Source organism: Corynebacterium nuruki S6-4 (genome assembly GCF_007970465.1).
GTDB lineage: Bacteria > Actinomycetota > Actinomycetes > Mycobacteriales > Mycobacteriaceae > Corynebacterium > Corynebacterium nuruki.
The window spans coordinates 343,874-362,466 of sequence record NZ_CP042429.1; the positions used below are offsets into that span (position 1 = coordinate 343,874).

At 67.2% G+C, this 18,593-nt stretch carries 16 protein-coding genes; 10 read left to right on the plus strand and 6 right to left on the minus strand.

Annotated features, from left to right (window positions below):
• Positions 1-58 precede the first annotated feature (58 nt).
• Genes FSW06_RS01565 through FSW06_RS01575 form a run of 3 tightly spaced genes read left to right on the plus strand, consistent with a single transcriptional unit; the run spans position 59 to position 3,256 of the window.
• A complete protein-coding gene (locus tag FSW06_RS01565; protein WP_010118984.1) occupies positions 59-1,498 on the plus strand; it encodes a CitMHS family transporter in 1,440 nt (479 codons plus the stop codon).
• Between the two features lie 43 nt (positions 1,499-1,541).
• Positions 1,542-2,948 carry an acyclic terpene utilization AtuA family protein gene (locus FSW06_RS01570; RefSeq protein WP_010118981.1) on the plus strand — a complete coding sequence of 469 codons (1,407 nt, stop codon included), beginning with the start codon at positions 1,542-1,544 and terminating at the stop codon, positions 2,946-2,948.
• Positions 2,948-3,256 carry an AtuA-related protein gene (locus tag FSW06_RS01575; RefSeq protein ID WP_029448873.1) on the plus strand — a complete coding sequence of 103 codons (309 nt, stop codon included), beginning with the start codon at positions 2,948-2,950 and terminating at the stop codon, positions 3,254-3,256. The genes FSW06_RS01570 and FSW06_RS01575 overlap by 1 nt, the downstream gene beginning before the upstream one ends.
• Before the next feature lie 10 nt (positions 3,257-3,266).
• Here the strand turns inward: FSW06_RS01575 and FSW06_RS01580 are convergent, their stop codons facing one another.
• Complete coding sequence (locus tag FSW06_RS01580; RefSeq protein ID WP_146881289.1) at positions 3,267-3,983, minus strand: DUF2220 domain-containing protein; 717 nt, start codon at positions 3,981-3,983, stop codon at positions 3,267-3,269.
• Between FSW06_RS01580 and FSW06_RS01585 the strand changes: the two genes are divergently transcribed.
• Positions 3,982-5,231 (plus strand): IS3 family transposase gene (locus FSW06_RS01585; RefSeq protein WP_139024623.1). Its coding sequence is split into 2 segments (ribosomal slippage): positions 3,982-4,270 and positions 4,270-5,231, totalling 1,251 coding nucleotides; the frame shifts between segments, so codons are not numbered across the junction. The two genes, FSW06_RS01580 and FSW06_RS01585, sit on opposite strands and share 2 nt — an antisense overlap.
• Position 5,232: 1 nt before the next feature.
• Here the strand turns inward: FSW06_RS01585 and FSW06_RS01590 are convergent.
• From FSW06_RS01590 to FSW06_RS01605, 4 genes are read right to left on the minus strand one after another with little or no spacing between them, the layout of a single operon-like run.
• Positions 5,233-5,850 (minus strand): DUF3322 domain-containing protein, encoded by a 618-nt coding sequence (locus tag FSW06_RS01590; RefSeq protein WP_146881291.1) that lies wholly within the window; start codon positions 5,848-5,850, stop codon positions 5,233-5,235.
• Positions 5,837-9,223 (minus strand): ATP-binding protein, encoded by a 3,387-nt coding sequence (locus tag FSW06_RS01595; RefSeq protein WP_010118968.1) that lies wholly within the window; start codon positions 9,221-9,223, stop codon positions 5,837-5,839. Before FSW06_RS01595 ends, FSW06_RS01590 begins: the two co-directional genes overlap by 14 nt.
• Positions 9,220-9,873 (minus strand): DUF4194 domain-containing protein, encoded by a 654-nt coding sequence (locus FSW06_RS01600; RefSeq protein WP_029448866.1) that lies wholly within the window; start codon positions 9,871-9,873, stop codon positions 9,220-9,222. The genes FSW06_RS01595 and FSW06_RS01600 overlap by 4 nt, the downstream gene beginning before the upstream one ends.
• The gene (locus tag FSW06_RS01605; protein WP_050801929.1) at positions 9,873-11,384 is read right to left on the minus strand and encodes a DUF3375 domain-containing protein; all 1,512 of its coding nucleotides are present in this window, start codon (positions 11,382-11,384) and stop codon (positions 9,873-9,875) included. The genes FSW06_RS01600 and FSW06_RS01605 overlap by 1 nt, the downstream gene beginning before the upstream one ends.
• Before the next feature lie 105 nt (positions 11,385-11,489).
• Between FSW06_RS01605 and FSW06_RS01610 the strand changes: the two genes are divergently transcribed.
• The 4 genes from FSW06_RS01610 to FSW06_RS01625 are packed head-to-tail and all read left to right on the plus strand — an operon-like array spanning position 11,490 to position 16,483.
• Positions 11,490-12,068, plus strand: coding sequence for a hypothetical protein (locus FSW06_RS01610; protein ID WP_139024383.1), 579 nt, complete (start codon positions 11,490-11,492; stop codon positions 12,066-12,068).
• A gap of 24 nt (positions 12,069-12,092) precedes the next feature.
• Positions 12,093-12,359: a hypothetical protein gene (locus tag FSW06_RS01615; RefSeq protein WP_040429869.1), complete on the plus strand. Its 267-nt coding sequence runs from the start codon at positions 12,093-12,095 to the stop codon at positions 12,357-12,359.
• Between the two features lie 43 nt (positions 12,360-12,402).
• Positions 12,403-13,119: a hypothetical protein gene (locus FSW06_RS01620; RefSeq protein ID WP_010118959.1), complete on the plus strand. Its 717-nt coding sequence runs from the start codon at positions 12,403-12,405 to the stop codon at positions 13,117-13,119.
• Positions 13,120-13,174: 55 nt separating this feature from the next.
• Positions 13,175-16,483: a DEAD/DEAH box helicase gene (locus tag FSW06_RS01625; RefSeq protein ID WP_238525913.1), complete on the plus strand. Its 3,309-nt coding sequence runs from the start codon at positions 13,175-13,177 to the stop codon at positions 16,481-16,483.
• Positions 16,484-16,701: 218 nt separating this feature from the next.
• Here the strand turns inward: FSW06_RS01625 and FSW06_RS01630 are convergent, their stop codons facing one another.
• Positions 16,702-17,634 (minus strand): SMP-30/gluconolactonase/LRE family protein, encoded by a 933-nt coding sequence (locus FSW06_RS01630; RefSeq protein ID WP_010118956.1) that lies wholly within the window; start codon positions 17,632-17,634, stop codon positions 16,702-16,704.
• Between the two features lie 152 nt (positions 17,635-17,786).
• Between FSW06_RS01630 and FSW06_RS01635 the strand changes: the two genes are divergently transcribed.
• Together FSW06_RS01635 and FSW06_RS01640 are read left to right on the plus strand one after the other, a co-directional pair.
• Positions 17,787-18,065 carry a hypothetical protein gene (locus tag FSW06_RS01635; RefSeq protein WP_010118954.1) on the plus strand — a complete coding sequence of 93 codons (279 nt, stop codon included), beginning with the start codon at positions 17,787-17,789 and terminating at the stop codon, positions 18,063-18,065.
• Entirely contained in the window at positions 18,062-18,376 is a 315-nt protein-coding gene (locus tag FSW06_RS01640) for a hypothetical protein (RefSeq protein ID WP_010118952.1), read from the plus strand. Before FSW06_RS01635 ends, FSW06_RS01640 begins: the two co-directional genes overlap by 4 nt.
• The last annotated feature ends 217 nt before the right edge of the window (positions 18,377-18,593 follow it).

Genomic DNA, 18,593 nt, shown 5'->3' on the forward strand with positions numbered 1-18,593 from the left:
TCTATGCCATATTGTTGTTTGACGCAACTAAGTGAGGCGGATCATACTCAGGAGGTCCATGCGGGGCCGGCACAAGCCGACCCGCACCACCTACCGACAGAAGGGGGAACCCGTGCTCGCACTGTGGGGATTCCTCACCGTGGGCGTCTTCCTGGCCCTCACCCTGTTCACGAGGACCTCCGTCCTCGTCGGACTGGTCCTCGTGCCCATCGTGTTCGCGGTCATCGCGGGGAAGGCCGGCGACCTCGGCGACAACATCGGCGACGGCCTGCTGCAGGTCGCCCCGGTCGCGGTCATGATGACCTTCGCGGTCCTGTACTTCAGCCTGATGATGGAATCGGGCCTGTTCGACCCGCTGATCCGCAAGATCGTCGCCTGGGCCAAGGGCGACCCCGTCAAGATCGCGGTCGGCACCGCCGTCGTCACGATGTGCGTCCACCTCGACGGCGACGGTGCCGCGACGTTCCTCATCACCCTCTCGGCGTTCCTGCCGATCTACCGGCGGATCGGCATGCGGCCGATCACCCTGACCGCCATCGTCGCCCTCGGCGCCGGCCTGATGAACATGCTGCCCTGGGGTGGACCCACGTTGCGCGCCATGGCGGCCCTGGACCTGCCGTCCTCCGAGGTCTTCTTCCCGATGATCGTGCCGATGATCGCCGGCGGCATCTGGGTGCTCTTCGCCGCCTGGATCCTCGGCCGGCGGGAACGCCGACGGCTCGGCACCATCAGCGTCGGCGGTTCCGGACAGGACGCCACGGCCGGTGCGGCCGACGACGACGGCATCTCTGACGGCGCTGAGATCGCCGAGAACGTTGAGAGTGCTGACGGCGGTGCGGTCGACGACACCAGCCACGCGTCCCGCGACAAGGACGTCCCGCGCTGGCGGATGATCACCAACCTGCTGCTCACCGTCGCGCTCATCGTCGTCCTGCTCACCCACAGCCTGCCGATGGAAGTCTGCTTCATCGTCGCCTTCACCATCGCCGCGGTGGTGAACATCCCGAAGTGGGCCGACCAGCAGAAGCTGTTCAAGGACCACGGCGCCAACGTCGTGCTCGTCACCTCGATGGTCTTCGCCGCCGGCGTGTTCACCGGCATCCTCGGCAACACCGGCATGATCCAGGAGATGGCGAAGACCCTCGCCGACCTCATCCCCGACGGTGTCGGCGGTGCCCTGCCCGCCATCGTCGGCGTGGTCGCCATGCCGCTCAGCCTGGTGTTCACCCCGGACGCCTTCTACTTCGGCGTCCTCCCGGTCTTCGCCGAGACCGCCTCGGCGATGGGCGTCGACCCCGCGATGGTCGCCCGCGGCGCGATCGCCGGCCAGATGACCACCGGCTTCCCGCTGAGCCCGCTCACCGCCTCCACCTTCATCCTCATCGGCATGGCGAAGGTCGAACTGGGCAAGCACCAGCGCTTCACGTTCCTGTGGGCCTGGGGCACCACGATCGTCATGCTCGTCGTCGCGCTCATCACCGGCGCGCTCACTCTCTGACCCCCTCCCTGATCCACTCTCTGACCTCTGCAAAGGAGCATCCATGTCCACCATCAGAATCGGCTCGGGCGCCGGCTTCGCCGGTGACCGCCTCGACCCGGCGGTGAAACTCGCCAAGGACGGGAACCTCGACTACCTCGTCTTCGAGTGCCTCGGCGAGCGCACCGTCGCCGCCGGCCAGCTGCGCCGTCTCACCGACCCCTCGACCGGCTACGACCCGCTGCTCGAGACCCGGATGCGGGCAGTCCTGCCGTACACCGTCGCCCGGGGCACGACCGTGGTCACCAACTCCGGTGCCGCGAACCCGGAGGCCGCCGGCCGGCTCATCGCCCGGATCGCCGCCGAGGTCGTCCCGGACCGCACGGTCACCGTCGCCGTGCTGACCGGCGACGGCGTCCTGTCCCAGGTGCGCAGCGCCGACCCGCAGGTGTGGGAGACCGGGGCACCGCTGTCCGCGGAGACCGACGAACTCGTCTCCGCCCACGCCTACCTGGGGGTCGAGCAGGTACTGCCCGCCTTCGGCCTCGGCGCCGACGTCATCGTCACCGGCCGACTGGCGGACCCCTCCCTGTTCCTCGCCCCGATGGTCCACGAATTCGGCTGGTCGCTGGCGGACTGGCCCCGGCTCGGCGCCGGGACCCTGGTCGGCCACCTGCTGGAATGCGCCGGCCAGGTCACCGGCGGCTACTTCGCCGACCCGGTCACCAAACCGGTGCCCGGCATGGCCGACCTCGGCTTCCCGTTCGCCGACATCTCCGACGACGGCACTGCGGTGCTCGGCAAACTCGCCGACACCGGCGGCATGCTCACCCGCGCGACCGTCCGCGAGCAGATGCTCTACGAGGTCGCCGACCCGGGCGCCTACCTCACCCCCGACGTCGTCGCCGACTTCACCGGCGTGACCGTCGACCAGGTCGGGCCGGACGCCGTCCGGGTCTCCGGCGGGACCGGCCGACCGCGCACCGGCACCCTCAAGGTGACCCTCGGCTACCGCGGCGGCTGGCTGGGGGAGGGACAGATCAGCTACGCCGGGCCGCGCGCCCGGGAACGCGCCGAACTGGCCTGGCAGATCGTCTCCGAACGGCTCGTCACCGTCCACGGCCTCGACCCGGAGGCGGCCAGCGTGGAGTTCATCGGCACCGGCGCCGCCTTCCGCGGCCTGGCCCCGATGCCCGCCGACCCGCCGGAGGTGCGGATGCGTGTCGCCGGCCGGGTGGAGACCGCCGCCCAGGCCCACGCCATCGGCTGGGAGGTCGAGGCCCTCTACTGCGCCGGCCCGGCCGCCGGCGGCGGAGCCCGCAAGGGGCTCAGCGAGGTGCTGGCGATCCGCTCGGCCCTGCTACCCCGCGAGGCCGTCGAGGCGCAGGTCACGATGTACAGCTCCGACAATGCCGCCGACGGCGCCGTCGCTGCTACCTCTACCGATACCGACAAGGAAGGGGCACTGTGATGCCGATCCTCGACGACTACGCGGACACCCGCACCGGCGACAAGGGGGACACCCTCATCGTCGCCGTCCTGCCGCGCACCCACGACCACTACGAACACCTGGCCACCGCCCTGGAACCCGCCGGCATCGCCACACACTTCGGCTGCGCGCTCACCGACGTGACCGTGCGCCGGGTGCCGAACGTCGGCGCCTTCGTCGTCGAACTGCGCGGCATGCTCGGCGGCGGGGTCACCGGCTCGCCGGTCCTCGACGGGCACGGCAAGACCCTCAGCTACCACATGCTCACCCTGCCGGTGCCGGGGGAGTAACCGGCGCGACTCAGCTCCGAAAGAATCCGGTGGCGCAGAGCACGTCCACGGCCTCGGACAGCAGGATCCGCTCCTGTTCGATCCGCAGGTTCCCCAGGGATGCCAGAAGATCCAGCGCCGCATCCTCCGCGGTGGTGAGATACGGCAGGATCTTCCGGTCGGGATGGGTGTCCGTCGTCGCGAGAGGACGCCATCGCCGTACCGCCGCCTCATCCATGAGAACTGACTGGACCTGCGGCAGGTGGGAACGGACCGCCGAGAGAATTGCGAAGCCGTCCGTGTCCAGATCGCCCCAGTACCAGGTGGGCAGATTGACCAGCCACGGCAGTTGCGCCCATTTCCGGGCACGGTAGCCGGCACCCCAGATCAGCATCCGTCCCGGGCAGACCGGTAGCGCCAGAAAGGTCTCGAGGTTCTCCACGATGAGCACTCCGGTTACCGGGACCGTCGTTTCCGCCCACAGCATGGCCGCCCCGGTCCATGTCAGTGTCATGTCTTCCGGAAACACGTCACGTCCCGGGACATCCGACGGAAGCCGCATCCTGATCTGGGGCTCCCGCTCGACCAGTCCAAGATCGGACAGTGACCGGACCAGGCTACCGTCCGGTGCACCGCGATGGGCGGACACCAGACGGGTGACGAGGGTGAGATGATGGGGCCTGACCCCCGTGTGGTGGACACCCTGACCCCGGCGATGCGCCGGGAAAGAAAGGTAGTGTTCCACCATGCCCCTGAAGACCTACTCGGAGCAGTTCAAACGTGACGCCGTCGCCCTCTACGAGTCCACCGAAGGCGCGTCACTGAAATCCGTGGCCGCCGAACTCGGGATCAACCGCAACACCCTCAAAGCCTGGGTCGCCCGCTTCTCCGCCAACCCGCGGGCCGGCAGCACCGACGATTCCCCGGCAGCCGTGATCACCGATGCTGAACGGATCCGACAGCTCGAACGCGACAACGCCAGACTCCGGGAGGAACGCGACATCCTGCGGCGGGCCGCGAAGTATTTCGCGGAAGAGACGAACTGGTGAGCCGCTTCAAGTTCGTTGACGACACCCGCACCGACTACCCGGTCAAGCGGCTCTGCGAGGTCCTGAACCTCAACAGGTCCTCCTACTACAAGTGGAAAGCCTCAACCCCCGCACGCAACCAACGCACCTGTGACGATGCGCTGCTGGCAGCCAGGATCACCGTCATCTTCAACGATCACGACGGGTGCTACGGAGCCAAGCGCATCGCCGCTGAACTCAACGATGTCGCCGACCCCGGTGACCTTGGGGACCTCGGTGACCTCGGCGATGACGTACCCGTCGACGCACAACAGCCGGTGAACCATAAGCGTGTCGCCCGGCTGATGAAGACCAACGGCCTGGCCGGGTACGTCCGGCGCCGACGGGTGACCACCACCGTCGCCGATACGTCCCGACGGGTCTTCGCCGACCTCGTCAACCGCAGGTTCACCGCCGAGGACCCCAACAAGGTCTACGTGGGTGACATTACCTACCTGCCGATATCCGACGGGTCGAACATGTACCTGGCCACGGTCATCGACTGCTTCTCCCGCCGGCTGGTCGGCTTCGCGATCGCCGACCACATGCGCACCAGTCTGGTCGTCGATGCACTGAACTCGGCGGCCGGTCAACGCGGGAGTCTCGCCGGGGCGATCTTCCACTCCGACCACGGCAGCGTGTACACCTCCGGGACGTTCCAGAAAGCCTGCCGGGAGCTCGGAGTCCGGCAGTCGATGGGGGCGGTCGGTACGAGCGCGGACAATGCTCTGGCGGAGTCGTTCAACGCCGCACTGAAACGTGAGGTCCTCAAAGACGACAGGACCTTCGCCAACCAGTTGGTGTGCCGTCGGGACGTGTTCCGGTGGTGCGTGCGTTACAACACAACTCGTCGGCATTCCTGGTGCAGGTACCTCTCGCCACAGGTCTACGAGGCCCGGAGTTCGGGTAGACTCCGACTCGTATCCTGAATCACATCCCCGTGTCCACCATCCGGGGTTCGGGCCCATGCTCCAGCCACTTGCCGTGTACCCCCTCAACCGGCACCGCCCGGGGAGTGAGTCCGGAATCCGGGTACGCCAGCAGCCAGTCGACGACGGCATGCAGCCGGACCAGGTCTTCGTCGGTCAGGTCACTCCACCGTGTCATGACCGCGGCCGCCGCAGTGCGCACCCCGGGGGCCGGACGTTCGCCGAGCAGCCGTGACATCCGGTGGATCAGTCCGCGCCATCGGCTCTTCTGTCCGGTGAGAGTCACCAGTGCCTCCACTCCGGTGACCTGCAGCCGGTCCGGTACGCGTTGACGGCCCAGTCCGGCGGCCGACCAGGACTTCTCCACCCAGACCACCGTCACAGTCGAATCTGCACCTGTATGCCCGCGCTCCCACCGTTGCCAGGACCGTATCCAGTCAGCGGCCGAGGCGGGGTCGGCGCCGGCCTTTTTCCCCGTCGGCGGATGCAACGGCAGATCGGCAGTGGCAGTGTCCGCAAGCTGCGGATCAGCCAGCCAGTCCTTCCACTGACGCTCCACCCACGCGGTGAGTGAGGTGACGGCATCGGTCGGGGTGAGGGGGCCGCTACTCTTCACCATCGTGATCCCTGCTCCGTCGCAGTGCCTCTTCGAAGCTGACTGGTGCCAGGGTCGTGGCTGCACGAATCACACCTGAGGGGTCCGGACGCTCGGTATAGGCGACGACGGCCACCCCGCCGACATAGTCATCCAGGGTCTGGATCAGCTTCAGCGGGGTGGCGAGCACCATGTGGAACCCGAAGCTGGTGAACACGTCCATGGCGGTGCGGGTGAACTCCGGGTCTGCCCGGTCGAAAGCTTCGTCGAGGATGACCGTGGCATACCGGGGGAACTCCTCGTCCACATCGGCGAGCTGGAACCGCAGCGCCGCAGCGAGACAGAAGAACACCAGCTTCTGAGCCTGCCCACCGGACAGGGAGGCGGAATCCACATAGGCGTTCACTGCTGTGCCATGTTCATCGACCTCCACCCCGATGAACCGGACATGCCGACGGGTGTCCAGCACAGTGCGACGCCAGCGACGGTCCGCCGTCTCCTCGGATGCCAGCCGGTCGAGCAGCTCCGACATCCGCCGGTAACGGGACTCAGCCTCTTCCGGACTGTCCGCGGTACCCAGCCGGTTCTCCACCGCGGCCTGCAGATCCCGCTGGAAATCGGTGACTTCGCTGCCGCGGTTGTCGCGGACGTCGATGCGCAGCCAACGTCCCGGCGCGAACCGGGAACGAGACAGTGACTCGTTGACACTGCTGATCCGTTCCTCGATGAGGTCCTTCGCCCGCCGCAGTGACCGGGACAGTTGGGTGAGGTTCGTGACCGAGGTGCCGTTCATCAGGGTCAGGAACCGGTCGGTGAACTCGGCGAGCCGGTTGCCGCGTAGCGCGGTGAGCCGGGCAACCGCTTCGCCGGCGAACTCAGGGTCGGCGGTAAGGTCGGACTTCTCCTCCGGCCACCGCTCCAGATAGGTCGCCAGGACCGACTGGATGCGCTGGTCGGCGCGGTGGATACTGTCCCGGGCGTCCGTCTCGGCGCGGTGCAGGTTCTCACTGACCAGAGTGGTCAGCTCCTGGACATTATCCACTGTTACCCGACGGGTGTGGCGGGCATATTCGGCTTCGACAGCGGCGACGGTGGCAGCCGCATCGGTCGTCTCCGGGCGGTCAATGGCACTGCTCATTTTCTCGAGTCCGGCAAGCTCGGCGACGGCACGGTCGCGTCGGTCCGTGATCACCCCGACCTTCTGGTCCGCCGCGCTACGGACCTTCACTGCGTCATGCACTCTGACGGTCGCGGCATCACGGGATTCCGTGAGCGTGGTGCGCTCCGGAGATCCTGACCAGGCGGTCACAGCTGCGGTCGCCTCGGCAAGCTGCCTTCCGGCACGGGAGGTGTCGACATCCAGCCAGGTGGTGGCGCGGATACGGGACGCCGCGGCTTTCGACGCTTCGAGCGAGGCCAGCGCGACTTCACCGTCGCGCCGTTGCCGGTCGGCAGCTTCGACCTGCCCGGCGACAGTTGTCTTCCGTCGCGACAGGAGTTCCTGTTTGTCATGGTTGGTGGAGCCCAGTGTCCAGTGGCTCCGGTCATCGATACGGTGGCGGTCGTCTTTTTCGAAGCGGACTGATCCATCGGACTCCCGCCGACCGTGGACCAGACCACTGCGGGTCACTCCGCGGTCAGTGCCGAGTGTGGCGAAGTCCGCCGGAGACTCCACACACCGGTATTCGTACCGGGTACGCAGTTGAGCCAGTACCCAGTTGTGGAAAGGGCCGTCGACGATCTTCAACTTCAGGCTGAGAGCATCTGTGGTGCCTGCCCGTTGCGGTACCCGCACCTGATCGGGGATGGAACGGTACACCAGGCGCACTCCGGTGTGATGGTCGTTGATGTACGCGGAAACCTGACCGATCACCGACTCGGGGACGAGCAGGGTGGTGGCGAAACCGCCGAGCAGCCGTTGTGCGACCGGCTCCCATTCCCGGTGGTCGTCGACGACGTCGATGAGTTCCCCGGCAAAGGGCAGTTCGCGGGGGCGCAGTCCCAGTTCACGGCACAGTTCCTCTCGGACGATGATGTGACGGTGCCCGATGTTCGAGGTCCTCTTTGCGAGGCTCGTCAGTTCCTCATTGATCTCACGGAGTTCTGTCCGTGCCTTACCGTGGCGGCGGATGGCGTCATTACGGGCGCTCTCATGGCGCTCCCGCTCCGTCGTATATGTCTCGAGGACATTGAGCGCCTGCCCGGTGAGTACCGTGAACTCCTCGTCGCTGGTCGGCGCGGCGCCGCCCAACGTAGTGACGGCATCGGCCAGGGTCTCCGCCTTCTCCCGGACGCGGTCGAGCGCACTGCGTGCCAGTTCGACATCCTTCTCCAGAACGCGCAGTTGGTCGCCGCCGGCTCCTGCGAGGGCAGTTTCGATATTCTGCAGGTCGTCGATCGCACGGCGTTCATCCTGCAGCGCCCGGGCAAGCACATCATTGGCCGAGACCAGTGTCGTCTCCTGTTCACGGATGAGGTCGGTGAGTGATTCGCGGCGCAACCGGTCGCGGACCTGCGGCAGGACCGACAGCATGGACGTTGCTCGAGTGGCCTCGAGCGTTGCCGCATCACGGGTGGAGACCAGTTCCGGCAGAGGAGACAGCACGTCGATGCGGGACTTGACGTCCTGCACCCGCTCGTAGGCGGTCCGTAGTTCGGTGAACTGGTTCACGGCGTCCGCTGCCAGAGTGAACGTCTCCGGTTCCACGAGCATGTAGTCGCGGAAAAGCTGGTCGAGATTGTCGAGCTGCTTCGCCGACTGGGTACGGTGCAGCAGCAGGAGCGCTTCCGGGGAAGTGATGCCCAACTTCGGGCGGAACCGGTCAGCGAATATCCGGTGTGTCTGGGTGAACTGGGCGGGTGAGGGCCAGTGCGCCTTGATCCGGCGGACATTGATACCGGTGCTCATCATCGGGTGCAGGGTGCTCGGATCAAGATCCAGGGGCTCGTGATGCACCCCGTAGAGCTTCGAGACCGCGGTCTGTGAGGTATCCCCGGCGCGCAGGTAGTAGAACGCGGTGAGAGTGACGACCTCGGTGCCGGAGGTGTAGGTCAGCGCGACGGCGGACCACGTCGCGCCGGGACGCAGGTAGGTCGACGTCATATCGCCGGTCGCGGCGTCCTCTCTGCTGCGCCACGCGCCGCGGATGTAGGACACAAGGGTGCGGCCGGTGGAACGGCGGGTGCCACCGGACTGGCCGGCTGCGTTGAAGTGCAACTTCTCCGGCGGCATGAGAACTGCCGCCACTGCGTCGATGATCGTCGACTTGCCGGAACCGGACGCGCCGGTGACGAGGAAACCTTCGCGGGGAACGTCGACGTCGAGGTAACCGTCGACGGTGCCCCAGTTGATCAGCTGGATGCGGGAGAGCCGGAACTGCCCGGGGTGGATGGTCATTGTGCTTCTCCTGCTTCTTCTGTGTCTTCCTCTCCGCCAGTTTCAGCGAACCGTCGGTATTCAGCGGTGACCGCAGAGACGGTCTGTGGGTCGAAGATGTGCTTGAGTGCAGGGGAGATCTCGTAACGGCCGTCGGTCTCCGTGGTGCTCAGCAGATTGAACTTGTTGTTGAGACGGGTCATGGAGGCATCGAAACGTCGGCGGAATGCTGCTTCATCCGTATCAGTCACACTGCGGTAGACGAGTATCTCGGCGAACAGGTCGTCCGCGTCGACGATCACCCGTTCACCGGGCAGGGCATGCGCTATCCGGGAACGCAGGTGCAGGAGGATAAGTGTGTCCACGTGGGTCAGCGGTTCGGTGCGCAGGACCTGCGGAATGTCGAGTTCCTCTGGAGCTTCTATACCGGGGCGCACCATCCGCGTGAAGGCGATCCCCGCGTTCTCGTCGAGGACCAGGTCGAGAAAGACCTCTGCCAACCGGGCCCGGAGTGCGGACTCGTCGGAGAGCACTGCGGCCCAGATCGCAGAATGTTTTGTCGCAGTGATCAGCGGTCCTTTAAGTAACTGAACCAGGGCGCGTCGGGATCTCAGTGACAGCGATCCGGTGTCGCCGGGCCACAGAGCGTCGGGGGTGTCAGGAGTGGTCATCAGCCTTCCTCGGTGGTGACAGGTGTCTCGGTGATCTCTGGTGTCTCAGGCGCGGCGAATATCCAGCGGGGGATGGTGGCGCGTCGCGGATTTCCACGCTCATCGTCCCAGGTGACCTGCTCGGTCCCCTCACCGGCCGTACCATGGCGGATCGCGAGATGCAGTAGGCCCACGACCGAGGCGAGACCCTGGGATGCAGGATGACGGTGCAACACCGTGGCGACCGTGGCTGTTGAAGAGTCGCCGAGCACGTCGCGGATGTCCGCCTCGAGTTCCGTCAGGTCGATTTCACTGGATCTGACGGCAGCGAGCAGCGCGTCCGCATCGACGGTGGGCGTTGCCACGGGCGTCGGTGCGTTCTGTACCGTCTCATCTCCCGGATTCCGGAGTCTCAGGGCGCTTACCGAGGTAATCGGCATGCCGATACGGACCAGGGGAGTCTGCATACGCTGGTAGGCGCGGACGTCCACACCGTCGCCGGACACGGCTTCGGCGGCGGCGGTGCGTGCCTCGTGCAGCAGCTCCACCATTCTCCGGTCCTCCGCGAACTCCTCGGAGGTGACGTAGTTGCGCAGGGATCTGGCCAGGCTGGTCATCGTACGGTTCACGTGTGCGCCGGCGTCCTCCATGGACCGGAACAGGTGGCGTAGCCGGGTTCGGGTTGCAGTCGGTAGTTCTTTTGCCTGTGGCCGGCTGAGTATGTCGGCTATCCATCGGTCGATCCAGGCTGACCGCTCCTGGTCGAGCAGGACCGAGTAGAAACCGTTGAAGCTGCGTCCGGCTTCGGATTCGCCGATGAGGTCCACTCCGTCGAAGATTTCGTCGAGGACGTCTCCGCGCGACCCCTCCGGATCGAGCAATTGACGGCGCAGTGACCGGTTGAGATCTTCCAGATCCCGGGAGACCCGGGAGAAGTCAGCTGGAACCGCGGACGCCTGATCGAGGATGTCGGTGACCCGTTCAACCACCTCGGCACTGCCCAGAACCTCGTAGTCGCCGTGTTCCACCCGCTCGATCTGCCGGTCGATTCCGTCGCGTTGGGCCTGGAGAGAGGCCACGCGGGAGCGGGTGTCCGGGTCGACGTCACGGGCGAGGGTGCGCAACGATTCGGTGAGGGATTCCACCCGGGTCGCGGTCACCACGGAGCGCGGTTCCTCCCAGCGGCTGACCGTGTCGAGCACGGAGAGCGTCTCTTCTGTGGGTTCGAGCATCTCTCCGGTTGCGGCCGTGCCGGGGTGCCGGATAAGCCACCCGGCCTTGACCCAGTCGGTGCAGTACTGCTGGGCAGATCGGGAGAGTGGAAACTGGTCGGGATAGCGGCCTGTAAGAAGGCGCAGATCGGCGCCGAGCAGTTCGTACAGTTCGGCGGCGGGTCGTTGCCGGGTGCCCTGCGGGAAATATTCGTGGACCATCGCCAGAACAACCGGTGCGAGCGGGCTTCGGAGCAGCGACATCGCAGGGGAGGACCGTTGCAGGCGGGAAATCGACAGCGCCCGGGCTTCGATGCTCATGTGCGTCATTGTCGCATGTGAGGGGCTCCAGGGGTGAGGTGGATGTGGACCGGGTGTGCCCGGATCGGCCATGCCAGGCACCATCGGCTGATACTGTCCCGTTCTATGGGGAAACAAGATGCTGTCGGGGTGTGGACATCGGAACGGGAACCGCGGCTGGCGCGACTCGGTGAATCCATCGGGGGCGGAGACGGTATGGATGGTGCCGAGCTCGGTCTGCTGTTCACTGCTCTCGCCTCAGAGTTCCAGGGATTCAGCCGCGATCTGCACGACGAGACTGCCACGGAGATCATGGATCTGATGACGGGACTACCGCTGGTGTTGAGGAGTATCGCCCCGATGACAGCGGTGCAACGCCGTGCATTGAACCGGGGGAGTGCCACGACGAGGACCGTCGGCGAAGACTTCAAGCTGATGGGGGTGTCAGTATGGCGGCTGGTCCAGCGGGCGGAACGCGAGAGGTATCCACTGTGGCGGCGCGCGCTGGATGATGTCCACCGCATCCGGAATGCGTCGGTACATGCCAACCGGAGTTCACTGGCCAGCCTGATCGAGGAAGGACTGGTGACCTGGGCGAGATGGCAGGCGGCGAAAACGATGATCGGGGAACTGGTCCTTGGTATGGACGGTGCCGTCACGGCATACTTGAGGTCCGTGGCCATGGCTGAGTACTCGGGAGGGTGAGTGGAAATGGCAGACAGTGTGACAGTGACCGACCCCCGTTTCGGCGATCGTGTCCGCGTGCAGTTCGGGCCGGCCGTCTACCCGGGTATCGTCCGTGGTTTTGTCCGGGACAGGATCAAGGTCCAGATTCTCTGGGGCGATGAAGACGACTTCAATGACGATGTCGACCACATCTGCTCCTTCTACCGGCCGGAGGAACTCAGACCGGATGATCCGGATGCGCCGTCGCCGGAGGAACAGATCCTCGAGGGTTTCGACTGGGAGGCGGCGAAGCGTCGCCGTCGGGCCTGACCGATAGACTGACCGGGTCCCAGTTCCCCGACCCGGAGTTCCCGTGCACCGACGCCTCACCGTCCCCGCCGCCACCGCCGTACTCGCCGGCGCTGCGGCATTCCTTCTCACCGCGTGCGCCGGGGGCGCCGATGACAGTGCCGCCCCCACGTTCACACCGGCGGACACCGTCTCTGCGGACGCCGGGACCACGGGCTCCGGCGCACCGGACCCGACCACCACAGCGGCTGCGCCGTCCGGATCCGCCCACGACACCGGGGCAGCGGCGTCCTCCCGCAGCAGCGGCCGGCACGGGTCCGGTTCCGACCGCCCGGCGTCGCTCACCGATGCCGGCTGGGCGGGGACGTCCACGAAATGCCGGCACGGTGACCCGTGGGTCTACGCGGCCCAGGGTGAGCCGGGGCAGGTCGTCATCTGTGTCTCCGATGACTTCCTCTACGCCGTCGACACCGGTCGACCCGGCGGTTACGACGCGGCACAGGAATTCCTGACCAGTGTCTGCCCGGTGGAGGGGAACAGTCCGGGCCGGTTCGTCTGGAACAACTCGGATGTCGGCTGGACCGAGTACAACGGCACCTCGCACTCCGTCATGGACGTGATCGACGGCGCAGGGGAGATGGATCTGGGGGATGCCCGCAACCTCGTCCAGGATTCCTACGACGGCGCCTGGACCAACACCGCCGTGGACATCCCCGATCTCCGACGGTGCAACAGTGACCGCGACTGGTCCCGTACCGACCGGCTGCTGTCGCAGTCCTGAGTGCGTCCGACCGGACATCAGGTTGCTGTCCGGTGGGCATGGCACAATGCGCCGCATGGCACGCCACACCGTCACCACCAGCCTTCTCGACCTCATCCGGACCACCACCTCCGACCGGACATGCGACGAGGCACTCACCGTGTTTGACATGGGCGGGGTGGTCTCCGCGGGCTCCGAGACCATCCCCGACGGCACCGTCCACTTCTTCGACGTGCTGAGCAGCCCCGCGGCCGCCACCGCCGAGGAGGTCACCGTCGTACAGGCCCGTGGCCTGCTGCGCGCCACCGAGTGCAGTTGCCCCAGTACGGTCCCGTGTGTCCACGAGGCGGCCGCCCTGCTCGCCCTGGACGCGGCGGGTGCACTCCAGATCGGCGACGACGGGGCGGCGTCCGGAACCGTCGACACGCCCGTGGTGCCGCCGTGGCGGCAGGTCCTCGACGAGGTACTGCCGCCGGTGCAGGAGGAGGAGTCGCCGGTGGGGAAGCTCTGCCTCTTCGTCGACCGGCAGGGACTCTCGGTGCGCATCCGCCCCGGCGAGAAGGGGAGGAAGGGCGGATGGATCAAGGGGACGATGGGCTGGGACCGCGTGCCGTACGCCCGGGTCGGCCGGGAGGTCACCGCGCTGCTGGAGACGATGTACGAATTCTCCGTCCAGGGCTACGACCGGTACGGCCGCGGCTACGGCTTCGCCGGCGAATGGCTGCCGCTGGAACACCTCGACGACCCGCACCTGTGGGAGCACCTGCGGTTCCTCCGCGATGCCGGGGTGGAACTGCTCACCTGGGAAGGCCGCGTCCCGGTGGACCTGTCGGACGCCCCTGCCGCCCTGCAGGCCGGCATCACCGAGGGACCGGACGCCGCACTGCGGGTCGCCGGGGAACTCACCGTCGCCGGCGAGCCCGTCGTCGACCGCCCCGGCACCGAGCACCTGTTCCTCGGGAACCCCGCCACCACACTGGCGGTGGTGCAGTCGGGCCCGCGGCACCAGCAGATCACCCTGCACCGCATCACCGAACCCGTCACCCGGGACATGGCGGTGCTGGCCGACCACGTCCGGGATCTGCAGGTCACCGCGGCGGACCGCGCGGAGTTCGAGTCCGACTACCTGCCGAGGATCCGGAAACTGCTGGCCGTGACCTCCCCCGACGGCTCGTACACACCGCCGGAACCGCGCCGGGCGGTGCTCGTCATCGAGGTCTCACCCGTCCTCGACGAGGCGGAGATGCTGACGGGCGTGCGGCTCACGCAGCGCTGGGACCGCAGCGGCGGAGTGGACGACCGCGTCCATGAGGAGGCCGTGCTGCAGTCCGTCCGCGACCTGGACGGACCTCCCCTGGAACCGTCGATGTCACGGCACCAGGCGGTCCCGTTCCTCGCCGAGACCCTGCCGCGACTGCTGGAACTCGACCATGTCCGCGTCGAGGTCACTGCCCCGATCCCGGAGTTCCGGCGCGCCGGGGAGGATCCGACGGTGACGGTACGCACCGCCGGCGACGTGGACAATGACTGGTTCGACCTGCGGGTGACCGTCAGCATCGCCGGGGAGGACGTGAATTTCGCCGACCTGTTCCGCGCGCTGACGCTGCGGGAGCCGCTGTTCATCCTGCCGTCCGGCACGTACTTTCCCCTGGACATCCCGGAGTTCGACCAGCTGCGGCGCATCATCGACGAGGCCCGCACCCTCAACGACGTCGGCCCGACCGGACTGCGCATCAGCCGCTACCAGGTCGACATGTGGGAGGAACTCGTCCGCTCCGGTCTCGTCGAAGCCCAGGACCACGCCTGGTGGCAGCGGATCCGGGACCTCGTGGCGGACGGGTCCGCCGTTGACGGTCCGGTGCGGGCGGTGCCGTCGGGACTGGCGGCGACCCTGCGCGACTACCAGGTCCGCGGGTACCGGTGGCTGGAGACGCTGCGGCGCAACAGGCTCGGCGGCATTCTCGCCGACGACATGGGTCTGGGTAAGACGCTGCAGGTCATCGCCATGATGCTTGCCGCGCACGAGGACGCCGCAGCGCAGGGGGAGGATGGCGCGCCGGCCCGGGTCGCCCCGTTCCTCGTCGTCGCGCCGACCAGCGTGGTGGGCAACTGGGTCCGGGAGATCGAACGGTTCGCCCCCGGGTTACGGGCCCGGGCGGTGACGGAGACCTCGAAGAAGCGCCGGTCGAGCCTGGCCGGGGCGGTCGCCGGGGCCGATGTGGTGGTCACCAGCTACACCCTGTTCCGGCTGGACATCGAGGAGTACCACGCCCTGAACTGGTCGGCGGCGGTCTTCGACGAGGCGCAGATGATCAAGAACCACACCTCGCGGGCCTACGCCGCCGCCCGTGTGCTGGGCACCCCGGTGAAGATCGCGGTGACCGGTACCCCGCTGGAGAACAACCTGCTGGAACTGTGGGCGCTGGCCTCCCTGGTGTGCCCCGGACTGCTGGGCTCGAAGGCGCACTTCACCGAGTTCTTCCGCCATCCGGTGGAGAAACAGGGCGACACACAGCGGCTTGCCCTGCTGCAGCGTCGGCTCCGCCCCTTTCTGCTGCGCCGGACCAAGGACATGGTGGCCGCCGACCTGCCGGCGAAAACGGAGAAGGTCCTGGAACTGCAGCTGTCGCCGACGCACCGGAGGATCTACGACGTCCGGCTGCAACGCGAGCGCGCCAAGGTCCTCGGCCTGGTCCAGGACCTGGACGCCAACCGGTTCGAGGTCTTCCGCTCACTGACTCTGCTGCGCCAGCTCGCCCTGGATTCGGAACTGGCGGGGGAGGCGCCGACCCCCTCGGCGAAACTGTCGGCGCTGGCGGAACTGCTCACCACGGTGACGCAGGAGGGGCACAAGGTCCTGGTGCTCAGCCAGTTCACCCGGTTCCTCCGCAAGGCGCGGGACGCCGCCACCGCCGCGGGGATCGACAGTCTCTACCTCGACGGGGCGACGAGGAACCGGCAGCAGGTCATCGACGCGTTCCGCGGGGAGGGGGACGGTGACGGTGCCGCTGGCAGCGGGGCGCCGGTGTTCTTCATCTCGCTGAAGGCCGGCGGCTTCGGACTGAACCTCACCGAGGCGGACTATGTGGTGCTGCTGGACCCGTGGTGGAACCCGGCGACCGAGGCGCAGGCGGTGGACCGGGCGCACCGGATCGGCCAGACCCGCCCGGTGGTCGTCTACCGGCTGGTCTCGGCGAACACCATCGAGTCGAAGGTGATGGCCCTCAAGGAGACGAAGGCGGCCCTGTTCGACCGGGTCCTCGACGGCGGTGGTGCGGTGGTCGACGGTGATGCGGCCGGAGGTGCCGCTGACCGGTCGGCGGTCGGCGGTGGTGACATCGGTCGGGCGCTGGACGCGGCCGACATCCGGGAGCTGCTGGCGTAGGTGGGGCCGGGGTGGGCGAGGCCGGGGTGAATGGAGCTCAGGTGTACCTCCCGGAGAGGGTGTGAACGTCGCTGTCGGTGTCGGTTTTCCGAACCGAGGGGGCGGTCGGCTCCTGCGGATGTCGGGTTCACGAGCCCAGGTGCGGTCTCAGGACCGAAAAATCGGCCCGTCGGTTCGTTCCGCGAGCACTGGGGTCAGTGTCGGACGCAGCGTCGGTGTCAGGGGCGTCCGCCGTGGGGCGTGGTGACCCGGGTGAAACGGACCGTCGCCTCGGCCGCCGCGGTCCGGCTGTCCTCGTCGAAGTCCGGGGCACAGCACAGGAACAGATCCCGGCCGTCCGGGCCGCCGGGCATGCAGGCGAAGACGGGGGAGCCGGCATCGACCCGGTCGAGGATCTCCCCGCCTTCGGCGACGAGCAGGGTGGGGCCGCCCAGGGCGTCCGCCACCCAGAGGTTGCCGTCGGCATCCAGGCCGCAGCCGTCGGGGGCGACCACTGCGGCGGCCATGGCGTCGTCCAGGGCGGAGGATGCCGCGCGCGGACCGAACACCGCCCAGTCGCGGCGGGGGCCGAGGCTGCCGTCCGCGGCGATGTCGAAGGCGCTGACCCGGTTGGCGAAGGTCTCGTCGACCAGCAGGGTGCGACCGTCCGGGGTGATCACACTGCCGTTGGGGAAGTACAGCTCGTCGGCGACGATGCGGGCGGAACCGTCCGGCTCGACGAGGATGAGGGCGGCGGGGGCGACATCGTCGCCGGCCATGAGGTCGAAACCGAAGTTGCCGACGTAGGCGCGGCCCTGATCGTCGACGACCATGTCGTTGAGGTGCCCGGTCGCGAGGCTGCTCAGATCGGCGTGCTCGACGACGGCGCCGTCGGCCTCGCGGCGCAGGATCTTCCGGTCCTTCATGGAGATGACCAGCAGGCGGTCATCGGGCAGCCACCCCAGGCCGGAGGGCTGGGCGGGGACGTCGAGTTCGGTGCGCAGTCCGGAACCGTCGGCGGCCATGGACAGGACGCGGCGGCTGTAGAAGTCGACGAAGAACCAGCGGTCGCCGTGCCAGCGCGGGCACTCGGTGAAGTGGAGGTTGGTGAGGACGGTGCGGATCTCGTGGGTGGTGGAGGACGCGGAGGTGCCGGGTGTGGTTTCAGTCATGAAACGGAGGCTAGCAGGGGGCGGTGGGGTGACGCTCGCGACTGTAGTATCAGTAGGGAAATGGCACAGGGGGCGGGGTTGTTCCGGCTTTCCTTGTGGGGCGGACAAAGGGGACGTTGTGAAGCGTAATACGAACGTAGTACGGTGAAATCGTGGCTGACTGGACATACCGGGCCAGCTACATCGCCAAGCACGGCACGACTGTGGCGCAGGTGGAAGAGGCACTGTCAGATGACGAACGGCTGGTTCTCGAGCCGGATCCTGCGAGTAGAAGCGGCGTCAGCGTTCGTACGATCGGATTTTCCGCTTCTGCGGCCGCGGTGTTGACGGTCATTACGGTCCTTGACGGCGACAGGACCTACGGCGTCAACTGCTGGCCGTCTAACTCGACCGACCAGGCGAAATACCGAAACAGACAGGAGGAGTTATGACCATCCCCGACAAGTTGCGCCGGGCGATCGAGGAGACGGCCGATGTCGAAAAGGGGGCGACTGTCCGGCAGGACACGTCGGTGAGCAGGCCGGGGAAGTCACGGAACCATACCTTGCAGATCCGGCTCTCCGACGCCGAATACCAGCAGCTCGTGACGGTGGCAGGGGATGAGCCGGCATCCGCTTTCGCCCGGTCAGTGCTGATGCAGTGCATCGCCGACGGCTCCACCGAGTCCCTCCGACTGGTGGGGGCATTGCGTGACGCGCTGGAATCGACCGGTTACGAACTGACCCGTCGCGGGGTGGCCTGATCCGGCGTCCGTGCGCGCGACACCCGCGGAATCCGACACGGAAAGCGACCCCGGACGGGGCTTCACATATGTAAAAACTCGCCGCACCCACTACTTTCGTAACGCTCACAACTGTTGCTCTCAGTTTCCTGGCACAGTGGTGACCCATCGGCACCGCCGGACAACCACCGGGTACACCACTGACGAAAGGGAACCGCCATGCCTGACCGACGACCCG

Bases quoted from the DNA above. Each gene is read 5' to 3' on its own strand.
- FSW06_RS01565 (WP_010118984.1), top strand. From the start codon at position 59: ATGCGGGGCCGGCACAAGCCGACCCGCACCACCTACCGACAGAAGGGG.
- FSW06_RS01570 (WP_010118981.1), top strand. From the start codon at position 1,542: ATGTCCACCATCAGAATCGGCTCGGGCGCCGGCTTCGCCGGTGACCGC.
- FSW06_RS01575 (WP_029448873.1), top strand. From the start codon at position 2,948: ATGCCGATCCTCGACGACTACGCGGACACCCGCACCGGCGACAAGGGG.
- FSW06_RS01580 (WP_146881289.1), bottom strand. From the start codon at position 3,983: ATGGTGGAACACTACCTTTCTTTCCCGGCGCATCGCCGGGGTCAGGGT.
- FSW06_RS01590 (WP_146881291.1), bottom strand. From the start codon at position 5,850: ATGGTGAAGAGTAGCGGCCCCCTCACCCCGACCGATGCCGTCACCTCA.
- FSW06_RS01595 (WP_010118968.1), bottom strand. From the start codon at position 9,223: ATGACCATCCACCCCGGGCAGTTCCGGCTCTCCCGCATCCAGCTGATC.
- FSW06_RS01600 (WP_029448866.1), bottom strand. From the start codon at position 9,873: ATGACCACTCCTGACACCCCCGACGCTCTGTGGCCCGGCGACACCGGA.
- FSW06_RS01605 (WP_050801929.1), bottom strand. From the start codon at position 11,384: ATGAGCATCGAAGCCCGGGCGCTGTCGATTTCCCGCCTGCAACGGTCC.
- FSW06_RS01610 (WP_139024383.1), top strand. From the start codon at position 11,490: ATGGGGAAACAAGATGCTGTCGGGGTGTGGACATCGGAACGGGAACCG.
- FSW06_RS01625 (WP_238525913.1), top strand. From the start codon at position 13,175: ATGGCACGCCACACCGTCACCACCAGCCTTCTCGACCTCATCCGGACC.
- FSW06_RS01630 (WP_010118956.1), bottom strand. From the start codon at position 17,634: ATGACTGAAACCACACCCGGCACCTCCGCGTCCTCCACCACCCACGAG.
- FSW06_RS01640 (WP_010118952.1), top strand. From the start codon at position 18,062: ATGACCATCCCCGACAAGTTGCGCCGGGCGATCGAGGAGACGGCCGAT.